Annotated in this window: 13 protein-coding genes; 1 reads left to right on the top strand and 12 read right to left on the bottom strand. The window is 43.1% G+C overall.

What is annotated here, in order from left to right:
• Position 1: 1 nt before the first annotated feature.
• The 4 genes from ABD960_RS10910 to ABD960_RS10895 all read right to left on the bottom strand — a co-directional run bounded on the left by ABD960_RS10910 (position 2) and on the right by ABD960_RS10895 (position 2,845).
• On the bottom strand, positions 2-301 hold the full coding sequence (locus ABD960_RS10910; RefSeq protein WP_345331186.1) for a CHC2 zinc finger domain-containing protein: 300 nt from the start codon (positions 299-301) through the stop codon (positions 2-4).
• A 125-nt stretch (positions 302-426) separates the two neighbouring features.
• Complete coding sequence (locus tag ABD960_RS10905; protein ID WP_345331185.1) at positions 427-1,482, bottom strand: nucleoid-associated protein; 1,056 nt, start codon at positions 1,480-1,482, stop codon at positions 427-429.
• Entirely contained in the window at positions 1,479-1,934 is a 456-nt protein-coding gene (locus ABD960_RS10900) for a hypothetical protein (protein ID WP_345331184.1), read from the bottom strand. Before ABD960_RS10900 ends, ABD960_RS10905 begins: the two co-directional genes overlap by 4 nt.
• Positions 1,931-2,845 carry a hypothetical protein gene (locus tag ABD960_RS10895; RefSeq protein ID WP_345331183.1) on the bottom strand — a complete coding sequence of 305 codons (915 nt, stop codon included), beginning with the start codon at positions 2,843-2,845 and terminating at the stop codon, positions 1,931-1,933. Before ABD960_RS10895 ends, ABD960_RS10900 begins: the two co-directional genes overlap by 4 nt.
• Before the next feature lie 120 nt (positions 2,846-2,965).
• Between ABD960_RS10895 and mnmE the strand changes: the two genes are divergently transcribed.
• The gene (mnmE, locus tag ABD960_RS10890; protein WP_345331182.1) at positions 2,966-4,327 is read left to right on the top strand and encodes a tRNA uridine-5-carboxymethylaminomethyl(34) synthesis GTPase MnmE; all 1,362 of its coding nucleotides are present in this window, start codon (positions 2,966-2,968) and stop codon (positions 4,325-4,327) included.
• 608 nt (positions 4,328-4,935) lie between these two features.
• Here the strand turns inward: mnmE and ABD960_RS10885 are convergent.
• The 8 genes from ABD960_RS10885 to ABD960_RS10850 form a co-directional block, all read right to left on the bottom strand.
• Positions 4,936-5,967 carry a serine hydrolase domain-containing protein gene (locus tag ABD960_RS10885; RefSeq protein ID WP_345331181.1) on the bottom strand — a complete coding sequence of 344 codons (1,032 nt, stop codon included), beginning with the start codon at positions 5,965-5,967 and terminating at the stop codon, positions 4,936-4,938.
• Between the two features lie 151 nt (positions 5,968-6,118).
• Positions 6,119-6,661, bottom strand: a complete 543-nt coding sequence (locus ABD960_RS10880; RefSeq protein WP_345331180.1) for an NUDIX hydrolase — start codon at positions 6,659-6,661, stop codon at positions 6,119-6,121.
• A gap of 962 nt (positions 6,662-7,623) precedes the next feature.
• Positions 7,624-9,285, bottom strand: a complete 1,662-nt coding sequence (locus ABD960_RS10875) for a glycoside hydrolase family 32 protein (RefSeq protein WP_345331179.1) — start codon at positions 9,283-9,285, stop codon at positions 7,624-7,626.
• 103 nt (positions 9,286-9,388) lie between these two features.
• Complete coding sequence (locus ABD960_RS10870) at positions 9,389-10,975, bottom strand: glycoside hydrolase family 172 protein (protein ID WP_345331178.1); 1,587 nt, start codon at positions 10,973-10,975, stop codon at positions 9,389-9,391.
• Positions 10,969-12,684, bottom strand: coding sequence for a RagB/SusD family nutrient uptake outer membrane protein (locus ABD960_RS10865; protein WP_345331177.1), 1,716 nt, complete (start codon positions 12,682-12,684; stop codon positions 10,969-10,971). The genes ABD960_RS10870 and ABD960_RS10865 overlap by 7 nt, the downstream gene beginning before the upstream one ends.
• A 17-nt stretch (positions 12,685-12,701) precedes the next feature.
• On the bottom strand, positions 12,702-15,785 hold the full coding sequence (locus ABD960_RS10860; protein WP_345331176.1) for a SusC/RagA family TonB-linked outer membrane protein: 3,084 nt from the start codon (positions 15,783-15,785) through the stop codon (positions 12,702-12,704).
• Between the two features lie 23 nt (positions 15,786-15,808).
• A complete protein-coding gene (locus ABD960_RS10855) occupies positions 15,809-16,711 on the bottom strand; it encodes a carbohydrate kinase family protein (RefSeq protein WP_345331175.1) in 903 nt (300 codons plus the stop codon).
• A gap of 9 nt (positions 16,712-16,720) precedes the next feature.
• Positions 16,721-18,046: a sugar porter family MFS transporter gene (locus tag ABD960_RS10850; protein WP_345331174.1), complete on the bottom strand. Its 1,326-nt coding sequence runs from the start codon at positions 18,044-18,046 to the stop codon at positions 16,721-16,723.
• Between the last annotated feature and the right edge of the window lie 301 nt (positions 18,047-18,347).

Genomic DNA, 18,347 nt, shown 5'->3' with positions numbered 1-18,347 from the left:
TCTAAACAGCGCGTAAATCGTGTACCAGGCCAAGCTTTACGGCTAATCTGCCTGCAATTTCGCTTCGGCTTTTGCCCTCAATGGCCATTAAAAATTCAATGGGGCCACCTTCTTTACCACAGCCGAAGCATTTAAACGTATTTTTATCCTGCGATACCATGAGCGATGCGCCAGAATCCGGATGGAATGGGCAGCGGCCTTTTAAGGCTTTGCGGCTATCCTGCAAAGGCAGGTAGGCTGACACGATATTTACAATAGGTGCTTTAGTTTGAATGTGCGATATCAGTTCGTCAGAAGGCATGGTTAATAGTAATTATTAGAGGCTCAAACTTAATAAAAAAGCCCATAATAATGCATATCAGCGGCATTGATCTATGGGGTAGAACTATCTTATTGTGCAGCAATAACAAAAATAGCAGGGCTGCGTTATTGCTCTTCCTTAAAAAATACTTTGTAATAGTTCATGGCCTTGTCATCATCAAAACCTTTCTCAATCAAATCCTTATCGCCATGAATATAGATATGGAAATTACGGTCGAGTTTTAACACGCTTTTATAAACCCGCGCTTGTTTTTTTACTGCGTTGGTTGATATCTCGAAGCTATCTGCAATGGGTGTTTCAAACTCGTCTTCGTATTGCTGTTTATAATTTTTGAATGACTCGATGGCTTGCTCATTGCCAATAACTTCGCCCGCAAATTCGTCCAGGTCAAACGTTTCTTTCTCCTTAAAATACTTCATGCTGCGGTTCAGCAGGTCTATCTTATCGGCCTTGCTCATCTCAAACTCATCGTCCAGCTTTTGGGTTACAAAATTTTTATATACGCTGAGTGTATTGGCTGTTTGGTTAAAATTGTCGTTGCGGATTTTAAGCTTTAAAAAATCATCTTTCCAGTAAACGGCTGCGTCCTGACTGTTGCCGGTTTTATCAATCACCACCACCTTGTAGCCGTCTTCTTTAGCGGTATTAAAAATGAGGCAGCCTTTATCCAGCTTATTAATGTTGATCCCGTTTTCCTCATAGTCCATCTTAAAGCCGCCCTTGTCAGGGTAAACTTTTAGATAGGTTTCCTTTGTTTCAGATTTGAAAACGCCTATCGCATCCAATAGCTCACCCTCGATTTGCACGTTATTGAATAATCCGACATAGAGCTCACCGGCTTTAATTTTTGGGTGGGTAGTAACCGCATAAAGGTGCTTGGCTATATGCTGTGATACCTCATGAAAACGCTCGTTATCCTCAAAAATCTGCGTGACAAAGCTGAATATCTCATTCAGGTTGATGTCGCTGTGATGCATCAGGTGGTATACCTCGTTGGTTTTTTCGAACGGGGTTAAAAAATACTGCATCAGCAGGCGGGGAATCATCTCGTCCTTCAGGTCAAGCGGTTCGTCAGACAGGGAGTACATTTCGTCCTGCGCCTGATTACCTACATGGTGAACGGATAGGGTATCTAAAAAAGCTTCGAAAGAGGTAATCATTTAATTATAGTATAGAATAAATCAAGAAAAAGATATACTTCAATAACTTGAAAAGTAAAGACTGCTAAGATTACACAATCAATAAATTCATGAATTGAAATGCCACAAATGTAAATGCTCGAATGAATTATAGCAACTTTGAAGCTTAAGTATAACAAAGCAATAATTGCTAACAATGCAGATGCAACAACTGCTTTCTTATTAAAATTTATAAGCTCATTAAATCGCCCACCTTGTTTTATCCGCTGTATAGAAGGCGTGTCACTTTGCAAAAGTAATGCTAATACAGCAAGCAAAAATCCAAAACTAATTGAAGAAATGTCAATTGCTTTATCTGAAAAGCTTTCCATATCAATTTTAGAACTGAGATGAAATTTACAATTCATTAAAGCGAAACCTAATGCAAGGACTGTAGATAAATATTTTTCCTTTAATTTATCTATTGTCATCATATAGGGTAGTTATCAAGGTCGTTTTTTATCCGTTCATAAGCACTTAATATTTCTTGCTTACGTAAAGTAGGTTTTAAGTCAACCATATTTTTATCTTCATTGTAGTTGATAAATTCAATCATTTTATCCTTAATAAAATCTACTTCAGTAATATTACTTTCATCTTCTTCATAACCTCTAATCGCAAATTTTCTTATATTGCTTTTCATCAAATCGTAATTATTGCCAATCCATTCAAGCATTTGATTGATTTTACTCGTATGAAGAGATTTATCCTTTTTACTTGTTATTTTATATGTGACATCAATTAATTCGGCTCCTAGTTCCTCACCAGGTTTTGCAATTTCTTTAAGTGATTTTTGATTGTTTTTAACTTTTTTTACTATTTCTTGCGGAGCAAAAAATTGCATATGAACCGATTTTTTACTGCCCATACCTAATAACTTTTTCATTGCATCGATATTCATTACTAAATCAAATCGAATATCAAAGGACTGGATCAAATATTCATTAGTTTCATTGTATTTATGAACTATGTCATAGATATGTTTGTCGAATTGTCCCATGTACAAACCATCTTTAGTTACTTCGTAGAGGAAAAATTTTGATGTTTTAGAGTACAGGAAGACATTGCCATATGCCAATCCTTCTGGCTCCGTTAAACCTAATGAAGACAACTGGTTTGTTAGAATATTATTTTTAGGTGGAGTTGCATTCATTTTAGTAGATTGAACTATACCTAATATTACATCTTCTTTTTCTTCAATAAATACAAATTGCGTATGTTTTGGGCCAGATTTTATACTAATTGATGTCAGGTCTGAATTTAATAGTAAATCTTCGAAATTTAGTACATCTCCGCTTAACGTTTTGATTCTAACCCGGAATACTTCGATCTTTTTTTTGCTCATGTGCGTAGGTTTAAATTTTAGATAAATTAGGAATATTAAATATAACAATTTATCTAAAATGCATAGTAATTCAATTATGGAAATTAAGTTTAGTGATTTATACCGAACTTTGCGCTGATTATGATACTTAATGACGATACTATTGTTGCCCTTGCCACGCCAAACGGCGTAGGCGCTATAGGCGTTATCCGCCTGTCTGGTCCCCAAGCCATAACCATCGCCCAGAGCGTTTTTAAGGGGAAGGATCTGACCAAACAAGCATCGCATACCATCCATTTTGGTCATGTAGTTGATGGCGACGTGTTGCTTGATGAGGTGCTGATGTCGTTATTCGTAGCGCCACGCTCATACACTCGCGAAAACGTGGTAGAGATATCGTGCCATGGTTCAAATTATATATTAGAAAGTATCATCCGGCTACTGATTAAGCACGGTGCGAGGGCTGCCAAACCCGGCGAGTTTACACTGCGGGCATTTTTAAACGGACAACTCGACTTGTCTCAGGCCGAAGCCGTTGCCGACCTAATCGCGGCCAATTCAAAGGCATCGCAGCAGGTGGCCCTGCAGCAACTACGTGGCGGATTCAGCAATCAGTTAACCTCATTACGCGAACAGCTGGTGCAATTTGCTTCATTGGTTGAACTGGAACTTGATTTTTCGGAAGAGGATATTGAATTCGCTAACCGCGTTCAGCTTAAGCAACTGGTTGTTGATACCATGAAGGTTATCGGTGGCTTAATACGCTCGTTTGAACTGGGTAACGCGATAAAACAAGGTGTTAACACCGTTATAGCCGGGCGACCTAACGCTGGTAAATCAACCTTACTGAATGCGCTGTTAAACGAAGAGCGTGCAATAGTAAGCCATATTGCAGGTACCACACGCGATACCATAGAAGAAGTTTTAAATATAAACGGCATTAATTTCAGGCTGATTGATACCGCCGGAATACGCGAGGCTACCGATGCCATTGAGCAGATAGGGGTGGAGCGTACCATGGAAAAAATTAGTCAGTCCGCCCTGATTATCTACGTTTACGATGCTGCCCAAATAACAGCAGAAGAACTTAATGCAGACATTGCTAAACTACAACGCCCCGGCATGAACCTGTTGTTGGTTGCTAACAAGATTGATCTATTGAACGAATCACAACTGACTATGCTGCATGCCGAAGCTATACAGGTATCAGCACAACAAAAACAACATATCGACTCGCTGAAAGACCACATATACCACGCGGCCATAAAGGAGCAACTTACTGGCAGCGAAACCCTGGTAACCAACATACGCCACCTCGAAGCCCTGCAAAAAACAGAAGAAGCCCTGAACCGCGTGCTCAACGGTGTGGACGGTTACATCACATCCGACTTTTTAGCCATGGATATAAAACAAGCCCTGCATTATCTTGGCGAAATTACAGGAACGGTTACAACTGATGATTTATTGGATAATATATTTAGTAAGTTCTGTATCGGCAAATGATCCCACAAAGTATCGCAAAATAAACATATAACAAGACAAACAAACGCCTCACTATCAAATAGTAGAGGCGTTTTTCTTTGTGTTATTTCGTGTCTGGTGAGGGTTCTTTGCAATGTTTTCGTAGGTGAGTTGTAACTGAAAATTGATTTTGTAACTCGAAAAAAAATGAGGGCGAAATTAGTGCACATAAGGACATCTAATGACATTAAAAGACGCCGAAAGACATTAAAAAACACTTAAATACACTTAATCCGGAGAAATTACGACAGGTGGAGAGTTTTTAAACTCAGGGTTTGTCATCTTGAATGGGAAATGATGGGAGAAATTGCGAGCCTTGCCATACAAATAAATTAAAGTTTTTTATAAAATCGAAATTTGACTATGATCGGTAACTTTGCTTTTTAACTAATACTGTAATAAAAAGTCGGAATATTAAAATTTACCGGTGATTTGAACATTGCCATCTATATCTAAAGCTATATCAACATTTTTTCAATTTGTTCTTCTATCTGCTTTGCTATTTCTGATTTTCGAAACCAACCCGATAAATGCCCAAAATAAGACTGGTTCATCTGTTGTGTCCGCTTTGGGTTCAGAATATGTATGCGTTAATTAAAAAGTATCTCCTCAATAATCTTTTTCATGCCGTTGGCTTGGTCGGCATTGGTGAAATAAACGTAACCAAACTGTTTTTCAGGATCAATCATAAAGGAAGAGGTGTACCCCAGGTTGTTTCCTCCATGCCAATAATTAGTAGCGCCATTGGCTTTGATAACGGCTAATCCTGCTGTCCAGCTATCTATTCGAAAAAAGAGTTTTACCGGATCATCCGACTTTAAAGTGATGACGGGTGTATACAAAGCCGGGTAGAGTTTTCTTACCTTCATCACCTGAATAACAAATTTGGCATAGTTGGTCACGTTAGCGAACATTCCACCGGCGGCGTCAAAGCTTTGACGGTCCCTGTTGTCAAGCACGGGCTTGCCGTCTTGATAACCAGTGGCGAAATTTTCTTTGCTTTCTTGCGTCAGGACAAAATGGAAGTGTTTAAGTTTTAACGGCAGGGCTACTTCACACTGAAAATCCTGGTCAAGGGTACGCAATGACTTCTTTTTTAAATGAGCTATAACTTTGGCGAGGTACATATAACCTTCGCCCGAGTAGGAAAACGCACTCCCTGGATCAAACGCCAGTTGCATCTTTTCACCTTCGCGCCAGTTAGGCAAGCCGGTGGTATGGCTCAGCACCATGCGTGCGGTAATTTTTTTGTAACGCTCATCATTAATATCTGCTGAAGGTAAATATTCAAAAAGTGGTTTATCCAGATCAATGACGCCATCGTTCGCTAATTTCTGAACATAAAAACTAAAGACGGGCTTTGACATAGACGCGGCTTCAAAGTATGTTTGAGCAGTAACCGGCTTGCGGCTTTCAACATTGGCAAAGCCGAACCCCCTTGCATATACGATTTTACCCTTGTTGATGATTGCAAGCGACATGCCGGGTATTTTGAGGGAATCCATGGCCTTTTTAACTTGCAACTCTATGCTTACAATACTGATACGTTTACCTGAATGGGTGCCGATCTGGGCTTTGCTGATGCTGGTTGATAATAGAAGTAAGATGAATATTTTGCGCATATATGGAAAGACGTTTGAGTATTGATAAGTGTGACGAGTAATTTCAAACGATATTATCAAGCCCAGGTTTGGGTGGAAATGACTATTCCAAAAGCTTAAGGTTTATTATCCGGATGTTGCTGGAAAACCATTATTTATTATTTAAAAAATGTTAGCTACCCCCAAGCTGATATACATTCTCAATAATCTCGCTGTTCTTGAACTGATTTTTTTCCCAAGTGATCAGAAAAGTACCGCCCCAAACTTTCTCCCGGTCGCGCAGAATTGGTCTGATCTGCTGCTTCATGAACTCAAAATGTAGCAATGGCAATGCTTTATCGGTTTGTATCCAATAGTATTCTACGCCTTTACCGGGAAGTTGATTAATACTACCCGCCTGGTATAATGCCGTATAGTATGTCCTGAATGATACCTCAGGATGATCTGGCACCCCTCTGAATTTATGCGTATACACCCCGGAAAGCTTGATATTGCTGATCCGCAATCCAAGAGTATGCGAAAGGCTATCCATTGCTTCCCTTATGGCTTGAGGCTTGTCCGACCGGATGGCGGGTGTATGCCAACCCAATCCGTTCTTCATCATCAAAATTTCGTTTTTGTTATTAAAGACGATCAGATACTGAACGGTATAATTATCGTTTGTCTTCGTTTGAGCCTGGCTGTTTTGTGCCCTGCATTCATTGATTACAAACATGGTGAGGAGTAAAAGTAAAGTATTGAAGGTTTTCATAAGCTATAGAGTTGATCAGCTGTGTCGTTCCCATGAGCTAAACGAATATAAATATAAAATAGGATCGTGCTGGTATTTTAAAGTCTTTATTGGCTCATTGCGGATCATAACCACTATTGGCAAGTAGGTCTTCGGGGTTGGTAGGCCCAAAAGCCTTGGTGCTCGTAATGCTGGAAAACAGCCACAATGCCGGCGGAATAGTCAAATAGGATTTGATCAGCCAGTAAGGTTTGTTCCTGGGCTATTGTTAATTCCGGTTGTGCCTCCCCAAGAAAGATCTCCAGCGAAAGTTTCCCTCGCCATCCAGCTCGCTATGTACCGCGTCATAAAGTCAAATCCACTGCTACGGTTCATTTACGTCTTCTTAAGCTTTGTAATGGATCGTATCCAATTCTCTTCTTAACTTGATAAACCGTTTGAAGTGTACATAACCCAATTGTCAATAGGAATGATGGCTTACCGCATCAATTAGACCATAAAACTGAAGAGCGATTTAGCGTATCCTTCACCTCAGTAAAAAATATCACAAGGTAAACTGTATTATTGATACTGTAAATTCGACCAATCAGTTAGCTAGAATATCATTAATAAACTAAAAAGAAAAAAGATATCAATTGATAACCATCGTAGTTGGGTTTTATAGCCAACGATTATTTTTTGGGGTTGCAGCAAATCAAATACTTATATATATAAAAAATATCAAAATGCTGTAAATGAAGATTTCAAGAAATTATAAAACAATAAAGCCTGTAAACTTTTAAATTACAGGCTTTACCAGCATTGCCGAGCAGGCAGGGCCAATTTCTTCACCCTCAAGTTTTGATAATGTTGATGTGTTAAAGTATAATTTTAAGATGGTACTGGATACTCTTAAAAGGAAGCTTTATTTAAAACAATTTTTATCGTTTTTACTATCTGTAAGTTGATTAGTTCTTAGCCTGATCCCAAATAGATTTGACTGTGTACACTTCCAGATTTTTCACATCGATGTTGTTACTCCAAAAATGGAATCCTTCGGTGTTCTTAGCATCCGGCTTGCGTTGCATGGAGTAGGAGTAAGCGCCATTATCAATAAATACCTCAATGGATGTACGGTCAATGTAAATATCAGCGCTTAGTTCCATGCTGGTCATGTCTTCGGGCGAGTAAAATACGCCGTTAAGCGTGTTGTAGTTCATATCGTAATCAATGATATGTTGCCCAAGAAGGTTAAGCCCGGCACTTGTAGCGTGCGACAGCTTGATGGTTGCCTTGATACGCAGCCGGTCATGGTTATTATATGCCTTAAGCAGATCATTAGCGGCGCCTTCTTTGAGGTTTGTCCACTGTCCGGTTTTTTCAAACAGTTGTTCGGTCTCTCTTATTGGCATACTGAACAGGCGAACGCCGTTCTTAGTGGTTTTCAGAGTAAGCTCAGTAGGCAATAGCATGATACCGTTAAACGGCATACCGGGGTGTGATAAGCGGCCCCAGCCGATTTGTATGCGGCGGCCATCGCTTTCAGGTATATTGGTAAATGTTTGCGCGGCGTAGATGGTACCGGTGCTAAAATAATGCTTGCCCGATTCGGGAGTGAACTTTTTACCATCAAATGAGCCGATCATATACGTGTTTGAAGCGCCGTACATCACCCATTTGGTTTTGCCTTTATCGCCATCAACCGGTAACTCAAACAGGTCAGGACATTCCCAAAAACCTGTAGTATGGCTTTGGTAAACCCAATCTTTAAGGTTAGCGGAGTTGTAGATGGAGTGCCCGTCGCGTTCGTTAAGCACCAAAACCCAATGTTTGCCCGGTGCATACCAAAACACCCGCGGGTCACGCGTATCCTGGCTGTTCCATTTTTCTTTTGAATCAATCAGCGGATTGCCTTTATACTTTGTCCAGGTACGGCCTTTATCAAGGCTATAAGCCATGCACTGTACTTGTTTGCCATGCCCGTCAACAGTGTAAGTGGCTATCATGGCAGGAGTTTTGCCTTTGTTAAAGCCGGCGGTATTATTGTAGTCGATCACGGTAGAGCCTGAGAACATGGTGCCCAGATCATCCGGACTAAGCGCTACCGGCAATTCCTGCCAGTGTATCATATCCTTACTCACTGCATGCCCCCATGACATGTTTTCCCATTCCTTTTCATAAGGATTATGCTGATAGAACAAATGGTATTCGCCCTCATAAAATATCAATCCATTAGGGTCATTGATCCAGCCACGGCGTGTGGTAAAGTGAAACTGCGGGCGGTTTTTTTCATGATAAATGGAATCCTGCCCGGCAATTTTATCATCCTGGTAAATTTTTGAGAGTCCTGCGTTGTCACCTTCGTAACTAATGGTTACGGTTTTGCCTTTCAGGTTACTTACATCGCAAAACACCCAGTATTCGGGTTCGCCGCTGGCTAAGCGTATCTTGAACTCGCGCTCCTTTTTGCCACCAACGGTAAACTTCATGTTGCTGCGTTGTTGCGCCTGCGATACCGGCAGGTTCAAATACCGCTTGGTAATTTTTATAGGCAGATCAGCAGCCTGTACATGTAATGCGCTGCAGGCGGCCAGGCAACAGGTAAGTATTGTTTTAGTAAATGTTTTCATAATCATACTTAGTTATAAATAAAAGGAAGAGATTATAAATTGTCTTCGGTTAAATTATTTAAGGGTTATAAAGGGTTTAATTTATTATTGCGAGCCATAAGTGTCATTCGGTTTGCTGTAATAAATTTTTCGCGCCTTTTTTGCCATACCAGTAAATAGTGGCTGAAATATCAGCGCTGCCGTTTTCCCAGCCAAGCATCTCCACGTTGTAATGAAACTGTTTGTTGAATGGTACCGCGTCGAGGTTTCGGGTACGTGTAAAGGTGTTTTCCCCAAATGAGTCCTCATTATCCGCACGCGTAGCATTTGCAAAAGGTGATTGGTAGATCACTACCGGCGCCCATGATGTGTTGTAATAATCCTCTAAGCCGGTACCGTATTCTGATGTGAATTGCTCCCCGTCAACCCATAATTTCTGATCACCCTCGCCATACCATTTGTGCATATGGTTATTTACCGAAAAGGTTTCGCCCACAAACAAGCCTGCACCGGTAAACTTAGCAACATCCCATTCAATAGGTTTATCAGCTTCTGTTCTTTTTATGGGGATGTTATTTTCCTGACGCCAATCGGCATGAAAGTAAAGGCTTGATGCATCCCAGTTCCAGGGCTTGGATATTACGGTAATAGTTAAATTGACTGCCGCGTCGTTTTTATTTACTACAGCAAGCCGGCCGCTACGCTGATAAGGCATCACAAAGCGGCTTATCATTTCAGCTTTTGGGCTTACCGTTCTGTACCAGCTGTTTACCGCGGTACTTCCGGCTCCGCTTCCAAAAAAATCACTTAGCGGACAATAAACTGTTTGTTCGCCATCAAACACAGCTTTTAAAAATAACGAACGCAATAGGGCATCGGTATACTGAGTTGTATCATTCAGTTTGATTTGAAAGAATGAAACAGCATGGCTACCTGCCGGGAGTGGGATTATGGCTGTGCCTTGTGCGGCTACTTTGTAAGCCTTGCTGTTTTTTATTTGCTGAATATTAGGGTTAAGCAACTTATCATTAACGCGTTTTATAAGCGCTTTATTAGCGGTAAACACGCTGCCTGAAAAGGTTTCGACCTTTGTACCGGCCGGATATTTACGGAAATTGATCTGGTAATAACGCTTCTCCGCAACAGGGTTCTGCGGGTCTTCCCAGGTTACCTTACAATGTTTTTTATAGGGCATAGGCAGGTATAAAGTGCTTCCGCCTTTTGCTTCTGCCTCATAACTTGAGTGCGGTATCAGAAGTCCCTTCCCCAAAGGGTAAGGGAACTTCATCAAATCATATCCGGGGATGATGATACGCGCGTTTGGTTCATTGTCAAAGTATATGCGCAAAGTGCCGGGCCTTTTAAAGGTGGTTTCCCAAAAACGCACAATAGCACCAGGCCCATCTTCGTCCATCATTACATGTTCATTACGACCGGAGTTGTTTTCCATACGTATAAAGTTTGTATGATCCTCATTAGCGAACCATCCCGGTTGCTGCGCGGATACCGAATGCCTGTCATAACTGCTTACCTGCCTGAGCAGGTATTGGCTTTCAGGCAATCTGGCAACCGCCGAGGCATCCGCTAGCTCATTCAGTAAGGATTTCAAGGTAACCACATTCTGAGCCGGAACGATGAGCGTACAGCTAATCAGCCAACCTGTAAGTATAACTTTGCGCAGTATATTCATCACCCTATATTGGTTTACCATCCGGTATTTTGTTTGTAAAGGCCCTTACTAAAGTTGATCTGGTTTAGTGGTATCGGCAAATACTCGTCACGGTTCTTTTTAAATGAGGCATCGTTTAGGTGTGTTACGCGGCCTTTTTCTTTGGCAAAGTACGTATTCATGTATTCAGCCGCAATACCCCAGCGTACCAGGTCAAAAAAGCGGTAACCTTCCATGGCAAACTCCATTCGGCGCTCATAACGCAGGGCCTGGCGCGCGTAGTCGTTAGTCCAGGTGCAATTTACACCGGGCTGATAGGTGTTAATCAGGTAGTTTGAGGTAGATGTACCATCACTCATCTTTAACCGGCCGGTACTGTTTTTGGCCCTCGTGCGTATAGCATTGATCAGCGGCAGGGCGTCCTGTTCGCGGCCCAGTTCAATAAGCGCCTCAGCTTTCATCAGCATCACATCGGCAAACCTGATGATAGCCCAGTTTTTCGAGCTCGACATAAAAGGAGGGAAGCGCTTGAAAGATGGATCATCAAATAATACCGTTTCTTTCAAACTTAGCATCGGCCCGTAAATTTGCGGCGCGCGCGACCATGATGTTTGATAGATGAATGATGGCCGGTACTTGTAAGGGTGCCCCGGTATAGCGGCGGTATGGTCAAGCCTCGGGTCGAACGAGTGCGATTCGTAGTCGCCGTCTTTGGCTATCTCGTTATTGTTAAAAGTGCTAAAATCAGGCAGGCCCTGGCTGTTAGTAACAAAGGCATTGATCAGGTTATAGCTAGGCACGTGAAATCCGCAGCAGCCATATTCCTTATTCATCGGGTAGTTTAGCGAATGCCCGTTATCAATACGGCCAAACGGGGTATTGTCATCAAGGGAGTACTGTATGGCGAATACCGATTCGGAACCGTTTTCATATTGGGTCAAAAAGTTTTGGGCATAGTCAGGAAACAGGGAATAAGGCCCTGCTATCACCTCGTCGCACAACGTATTAACCTCGGTTAGTTTTGCCTGGTCTTTACCGGTAACATTATTATTATCATCTTGCATATAGGCCTGATACAATAAAGTTTTAGCCAGATAGGCTTTAGCCGCGTATTGATTAGGGCGCCCAACTTCGGCCTGCGTTGTTGGCAGGCTTTCCGCTGCGAACCTGAAATCGTCGGCTATCTTGGTCCACAAGGCATCGCTTGAATAGCCTCGGTTTGATACCGTATCATAAGCGGCGCGATCAATGGTTTCATCAATATACGGCACATGCTTATACAATATCTTTAGCAAAAAATAAAAATGACCACGCAAAAAACGGGCTTCAGCCTGGCGGGCTGTTTTGTTAGGATAGTCGGCCTCCGTCATTGTATTGATGCGGGTTAAGGCATCGTTAGCACGACCAACCCCAATGTACAGCCTGAACCAGGTAACGTCCGACGCACCCAGATCAACACGATTAAGCGCGAAGGTTTCGTAAGCATGAAAATCGCCCACGTCGCCGGGGCCATCGCCGCCTTTATAAGCATCGCCGCTGCGTACGCTGCCATATGACCATAGGTTGCTATAAGGCGCGGTAAAGGCATCGTTACCTAAAGCTGAATAGGCGGATATAAGCATCTTGTCCACATTTTCAGGTGTATTCAGGTCATCGCCTGACACTGTGCCTTGAGGCTGCTCATCTAAAAACTTTTTGCACGATGTTGTCAGCAGGCAAACCATCAATACAGGTAATATATATCTTTTCATTTTTCTTTTATAATTAGTTAAAAGGTAACGTTAAGCCCAACTGTAGTTATAACCGGTATCGGAAAACCATTCCCCGGGTTTTCCGGATCAGGAGCTGTGTATGACGATGATTTGATGGTAACAAGGTTGCTGGCCTGCAAAAACAAGCGGGCATTTTGTACCTTGTATTTAGTTAAAACGTTTTTCAGGTTATACCCTAACTGAATGTTACGCAGTTTGAGGTACGATCCGCTCTCGATAAAATAAGTTGAGAAGCGTCCCTCGTTATTTCTGTCAACAGTGGTAAGGGCGGGTATGGTTGATGATGTGTTTTGGGGTGTCCAGGCATGCAACACGCGCGAGCCCCAGTTGGCACCGGGTTGTAATGACGAAAAATCGGTTAGTCCTTTGTAGGTGTTATTCACATCATTGCCCTTAACGCCTTGTAAAAAGAACGAAAGATCGAAACTTTTGTAGCTGATGTTGGCGTTGAAACCATAAAGAAAATCCGGGTCGCCGCGTCCTATGTAGTCGCGGTCGCGATCGTTAATGAGGTTATCGCCATTCAGGTCTTTATAACGGATACGGCCTACGCCTTTACCCGGCTGCTCGGGTGCGCCATCAACCTCGGCCTGGTTTTGAAATATGCCATCAGCCACGTAACCAAACATGGAATTTACCGAGCGGCCCAGAATGGTTTTGTCGGTACCGTTGCCGGGATATGAGGTCAATACCTCGGATGGTAGTTTGGTTATTTTGTTACGATAGGTGGAGAAGTTACCCGTCAGGTCAACCTTCCATTCGTTGAATGATGTTGAATAGTTAAGCACCATTTCAAAACCCTTGTTGTATACTGATGCGCCATTGGCAAAACGGTCGCCGCCGTTACCTTTAACGGCTAAATAGGCTGGCTTTATCAATATGTCTGTAGTGTTTTTGGTAAAGTAATCTATTGAACCGGTGATGCTGTTGTTGAATAAGCCAAAGTCGATACCATAGTTATTCTCGGTTTTTTCTTCCCACCTGATGTCGGGGTTACCGGTTTGTACCAGCACAAAACCTGATGGTAGCTGGCCTGTACCATTGCCGCCAATATCATAAGCGGTACCACCATCAAAATTACCTGTGGGGTTGGTGCCGTAAATAGGGGTGTATAATGAGTAGTTGGCGTAATTATCTATCTCCTGGTTACCGGTGCGGCCCCAGCCGTAACGCAGTTTCAGGTCGGATATAAATGGCAGGTTGTCCTTAATAAATGTTTCTTCGCTGATACGCCAGCCTAATGATGCAGCCGGGAATATACCGTACCTGTTATTGCTGCCAAATCGGGATGATCCGTCTCGGCGTAGTGTAACCGAAGCTATATACCGGTCGTTATACGAGTAATTTACCCTGCCAAATATTGATAGCAGTGAATTGCCCGAGCCACCACCGTAATTAGCGATGTTGGTTGAACCGGCATTCAGATAAGCATAATTCATGTTCTCCAGCGCGTAACCTTGCCTGCTGCCGCCAAGGTTGCGGTTCATGATCTTGATCTGCTCATGCGCTGCAAGCAGGTCAATCTTATGCTTTTTAAATGAAAGGTTATAAGTTAGCTGATTCTTCCAGATCAGGTTGCCATCGTACGAGCTGTTGCTGCCCACGGCATTCGAAGGGTCAACCAGATAACCCGACACGTATGATTTGCGTAACGTACGGTTGTAATTGGTAGCATAATCAATACCGTAATTAGTGGATAGGGTAAGGTTGGGCAATATAGCCAGATCGGCATAAGCGTTACCGAATACACGTCCCAGGTGATTGATGTTCTGTTTGTTATCCTCAATCAGCCTAACCGGGTTTTGCCTGTCAGCCATGCCCGCCGATGGACCGCCCCAACCGCCATCAATGGTTCGCACCGGAATGATAGAAAAATCAATTAGCGACAAACCAGTTATATCGCCCAGCGGCAGCATAGGGTTGCGGATATATGAGCCCGAAAAGTTCTCGCCAATTTTTAAGCGTCCGCCAAATAAACTATAATCAGAGTTGAACCTGGCAGTGATTTTCTGGTTACGACTTTCTTTAATAATACCTTTATTATCGTAATAACTAACCGAGAAGAGGGAATTGCTTTTTTCGGTTCCGTTTGATACATCCAGGTTATACTGTTGTATATGCGATGTTTGGGATATTTCATCAAACCAGCGGGTATCTGCCGGGCGCATGGTTTTTGCCGCATCTAAAAACTCGGGTAGTCTTACGTTGTTCAATACTGGATTATCAAAGTTGTTATTCCAATCGTATTGATAGGTTGAGTTAAGATTAGGGTTTTGCCTGTCGTTAACTGCGGCTTGCCAGTAAGCCCGGCCGCGGTCGTTTGTGTTTAACACATCCAGTTTAGAGTTGTAAAACTGCCATGATGATGAGCCATTGAACGTGATACGGCTTTGCCCGCTTTTAGCCCGCTTGGTAGTTACAATAATTACCCCGTTGGCCGCCCGCGAGCCATAAATAGAGGCTGATGAGGCATCCTTTAATACCTGTATCGATTCCACATCATCAGGGTTAAGCTCCTGCAAGCCGCGGGTAGTGGGCACACCGTCAATTACATACAGCGGATCATTATTGCCCAGCGTACCTATGCCGCGTATGCGCACTGTTGCGCCGCCGCCAGGGTTACCATCGGTAGTAATGTTAACACCGGCAACCCTGCCTTGTAGTGCTTTTACGGGGTTGCCCAGCGGTATGTCCTTAATATCCTTGGTATTTACTACGGATACCGCGCCCGTAAGGTCTTTTTTGCGTTCCTTTTGGTATCCGGTTACCACCACCTCGTTCAGGTCGGTGTTACTTATCTGCATAGTTACAGTGAGTTTGGCGGTGCCGGTTAATTTGCGGGTAACGCTTTGCGCACCCATGTAACTAAAGTTAAGGGTTTGGCCCGCGGCTGCCTGAATGTTAAAGCCGCCTTTTACATCGGTTATCACCGCTTTTTGTGTTTCAATAACCGTAACGGTAACACCCTCAAGCGGTGTTGAATTTTGATCGGTAACGGTACCGGTAATGGCTGGCGTTTGCGCCAGCCCGCTTTGCGCCAGCGCTGTTAGCAGGCAACAAAAAAGTAATAGTTTTCTCATGTTTGGTTTTAATTGGTTTTGGGTTATAACTGTAGGCGGTAATTCAAAAACTCATGCAATTCAATAGGCTGATAAACGGGGCAGCCGCCTTTTTTTGAGGCTACAAAGGCGCCCATGGCTACGGCATTGTCAATAATGGTTTGCGGTTGTTTTTGGTGATAGTGATTGTAGATAAAAGCAGCCAGGAAAGCATCGCCGCTGCCAATGGTATCGGCCATTTTTATAACCGGCGGATGTGCCTTAAAAACATCATCGCCGTTAAAATAAAGCGCTCCCTTACGCCCGCGGGTGAGTATTACTTCCTTTAATTCGAATTTTTCGATCAGGAAAAGTATCTGGCTATGGTTGTCATTCGGCGCGTCAAAAAGCTCGCAAATAATGTTGATCTCCTCCTGGTTGCATTTGAGTATATCTGTTTTTAAAAGCAGATTGTGCAGCAGGGTAGGCGTAAAGTGCGGCTGACGAAGATTAACGTCAAACACTTTTATAGCATCTGTTTCCAGCAAACGGAAAAGCGTATCGCGCGAGGCGGCATTACGTGAGGCTAAGGTGCCGAAAACAAGGTAACGTGCAGCATCCAGTGCTGCTGCCTGCTCTTGCTGGTATTCAATATAATCCCATGCTACGGGCGATACAATGGTGTATCTAACCTCTTCGGTGCCGTTTATTTCGGCTATTACTTCGCCCGTTTGTTGTGTAGCATTGGTTTGTATCAGGTTGGTAGCTATACCGGCGGAGCGCATAACGTCGATCAGTTTGTGGCCGTTATCGTCATCTCCAATACAACTTATCATGCCGGCAGGTAAGCCCAGCTTATTCAAATGGTAGCAAACGTTAAGCGGCGCGCCACCAGCCTGGGGGCCATCGGGTAAAATATCCCATAAAACTTCGCCGTAGCAAACAGCTAAATTTTGTTGTTGTAACATGGCTCTCAATTAATGAGTTATAAGATTGGTTTCGATTTGCTCAAGGCTGCGGCCCTTGGTTTCGGGCATAAACTTCCATACAAAAATGAGCTGGCACACCATCATGGTCGCAAAGAACAGGAAGGTGGTTTGGCCGCCCAGCTTTTCAGCAAAGTAGGGGAAACAGAAGGCTATGGCCGCCGCCATTACCCAGTGCGTTGAGCTGCCCAGGGTTTGCCCTTTGGCGCGTACTGAGTTAGGGAATATCTCAGAGATAAATACCCATATAACCGCCCCTTGCGAGAAGGCGAAGAACGCAATGAATATCATGATATAAACCGGAATGGAAAAGCCGCTTTGCGCCGCGTTGTTAAAGGAGAACGCCACCAGTAAGAGCGAACTGATGAGGCCGAACGAGCCGATCAGCATCAGCGTACGGCGGCCAACTTTATCAATAACATTAATGGCTGCCAGCGTGAATACAAAGTTGATTACGCCAATGCCCACGGTTGAGAGCAGCGAAGTATGCGCACCAAGTCCGGCCATTTCAAATATCCGCGGAGCGTAATATATAATGGCATTTATGCCCGATACCTGGTTAAAAAAGGCGAACATACCGGCTAATAAGATAGGTGTACGGTAATGCCCGGAAAACAAACTTTCCTGTTTACCGGTGTTCGTGTGGGCTGATGCCTGAATAGTTTGCAGCTCTTTCACGCTATTCAGCGGGTCAATAATATCTAATATTGATTTTGCCCGGGTCAGGTCATTTCTATGCAGAATAAGCCAGCGTGGGCTTTCAGGAATAAACCTGATCAGGATAAGAAATAATAATGACGGTACCGCCTGCACGCCCAGCATTAATCGCCAGCTATCTTCACCTGTTTGGCTGATAAGGTAATTGGAGAGGTAAGACAGCAGGATACCCAACACCACGTTAAACTGGAAAAGCCCTACCAGTTTGCCGCGCCTGTCGGCCGGTGATACTTCTGAAATATAGATAGGGGCGGTTACTGATGATATGCCTACACCTAAGCCGCCAAGAAATCTGAATACCAAGAAAATGATCCAATTGTTGGCGAAAGCGGTACCTAATGATGATAGCAGGTAGGCTGCGGCAACAAAGTAAAGGGTGTTTTTGCGGCCAAACCTGTCCGACGGTTTTGCGCCTAACAACGAGCCGATAACTGTGCCTATTAAGGCAATGGATATGGTGAGGCCATGCTCAAATACGCTAAGCTCCCAAAATTTTTGAATAGCCTTTTCGGCACCTGAAATTACGGCTGTGTCGAATCCAAACAAGAAGCCGCCAAGCGCCACGACCATTGACCAGGCCAGCACAGAATTTTTATTCATAAGTAAAGATTTATGTATTGGTTATTGCCGCAAATTATGGCGATGGGCACCTGTGCGGGTATTGTTTATATATCAAAAGGTATCAATTTTATAACATTTGATAATATGTTGATTATTAGTATTATACTATTATGATGCAGCTGTTTATTTAAACCGATCTTAGTTTTTGTTACCGCGTATGTTTGGCTTTGTTACATAGCGGGGCAGGTGTGTTTGGTACACCATTAAGTATGCGTAATTACTAATTGTTGTTATTTTTAGGGCGATGGTAATAGTAGGATAGATTTAAGTAGATGTGCAA

Source organism: Mucilaginibacter defluvii, assembly GCF_039543225.1.
Classification (GTDB): Bacteria; Bacteroidota; Bacteroidia; order Sphingobacteriales; family Sphingobacteriaceae; genus Mucilaginibacter; species Mucilaginibacter defluvii.
Note: the sequence above shows the minus strand (reverse complement) of the source record. Positions and strands in the feature narration are given on the sequence as shown.

Coding starts and splice junctions, on each gene's coding strand:
- ABD960_RS10865 (WP_345331177.1), bottom strand. CDS start 12,684: ATGAAAAGATATATATTACCTGTATTGATGGTTTGCCTGCTGACAACA.
- ABD960_RS10850 (WP_345331174.1), bottom strand. CDS start 18,046: ATGAATAAAAATTCTGTGCTGGCCTGGTCAATGGTCGTGGCGCTTGGC.
- ABD960_RS10910 (WP_345331186.1), bottom strand. CDS start 301: ATGCCTTCTGACGAACTGATATCGCACATTCAAACTAAAGCACCTATT.
- ABD960_RS10875 (WP_345331179.1), bottom strand. CDS start 9,285: ATGAAAACATTTACTAAAACAATACTTACCTGTTGCCTGGCCGCCTGC.
- ABD960_RS10880 (WP_345331180.1), bottom strand. CDS start 6,661: ATGTTTGTAATCAATGAATGCAGGGCACAAAACAGCCAGGCTCAAACG.
- ABD960_RS10870 (WP_345331178.1), bottom strand. CDS start 10,975: ATGGTAAACCAATATAGGGTGATGAATATACTGCGCAAAGTTATACTT.
- ABD960_RS10860 (WP_345331176.1), bottom strand. CDS start 15,785: ATGAGAAAACTATTACTTTTTTGTTGCCTGCTAACAGCGCTGGCGCAA.
- ABD960_RS10855 (WP_345331175.1), bottom strand. CDS start 16,711: ATGTTACAACAACAAAATTTAGCTGTTTGCTACGGCGAAGTTTTATGG.
- mnmE (WP_345331182.1), top strand. CDS start 2,966: ATGATACTTAATGACGATACTATTGTTGCCCTTGCCACGCCAAACGGC.
- ABD960_RS10905 (WP_345331185.1), bottom strand. CDS start 1,482: ATGATTACCTCTTTCGAAGCTTTTTTAGATACCCTATCCGTTCACCAT.
- ABD960_RS10895 (WP_345331183.1), bottom strand. CDS start 2,845: ATGAGCAAAAAAAAGATCGAAGTATTCCGGGTTAGAATCAAAACGTTA.
- ABD960_RS10885 (WP_345331181.1), bottom strand. CDS start 5,967: ATGCGCAAAATATTCATCTTACTTCTATTATCAACCAGCATCAGCAAA.
- ABD960_RS10900 (WP_345331184.1), bottom strand. CDS start 1,934: ATGATGACAATAGATAAATTAAAGGAAAAATATTTATCTACAGTCCTT.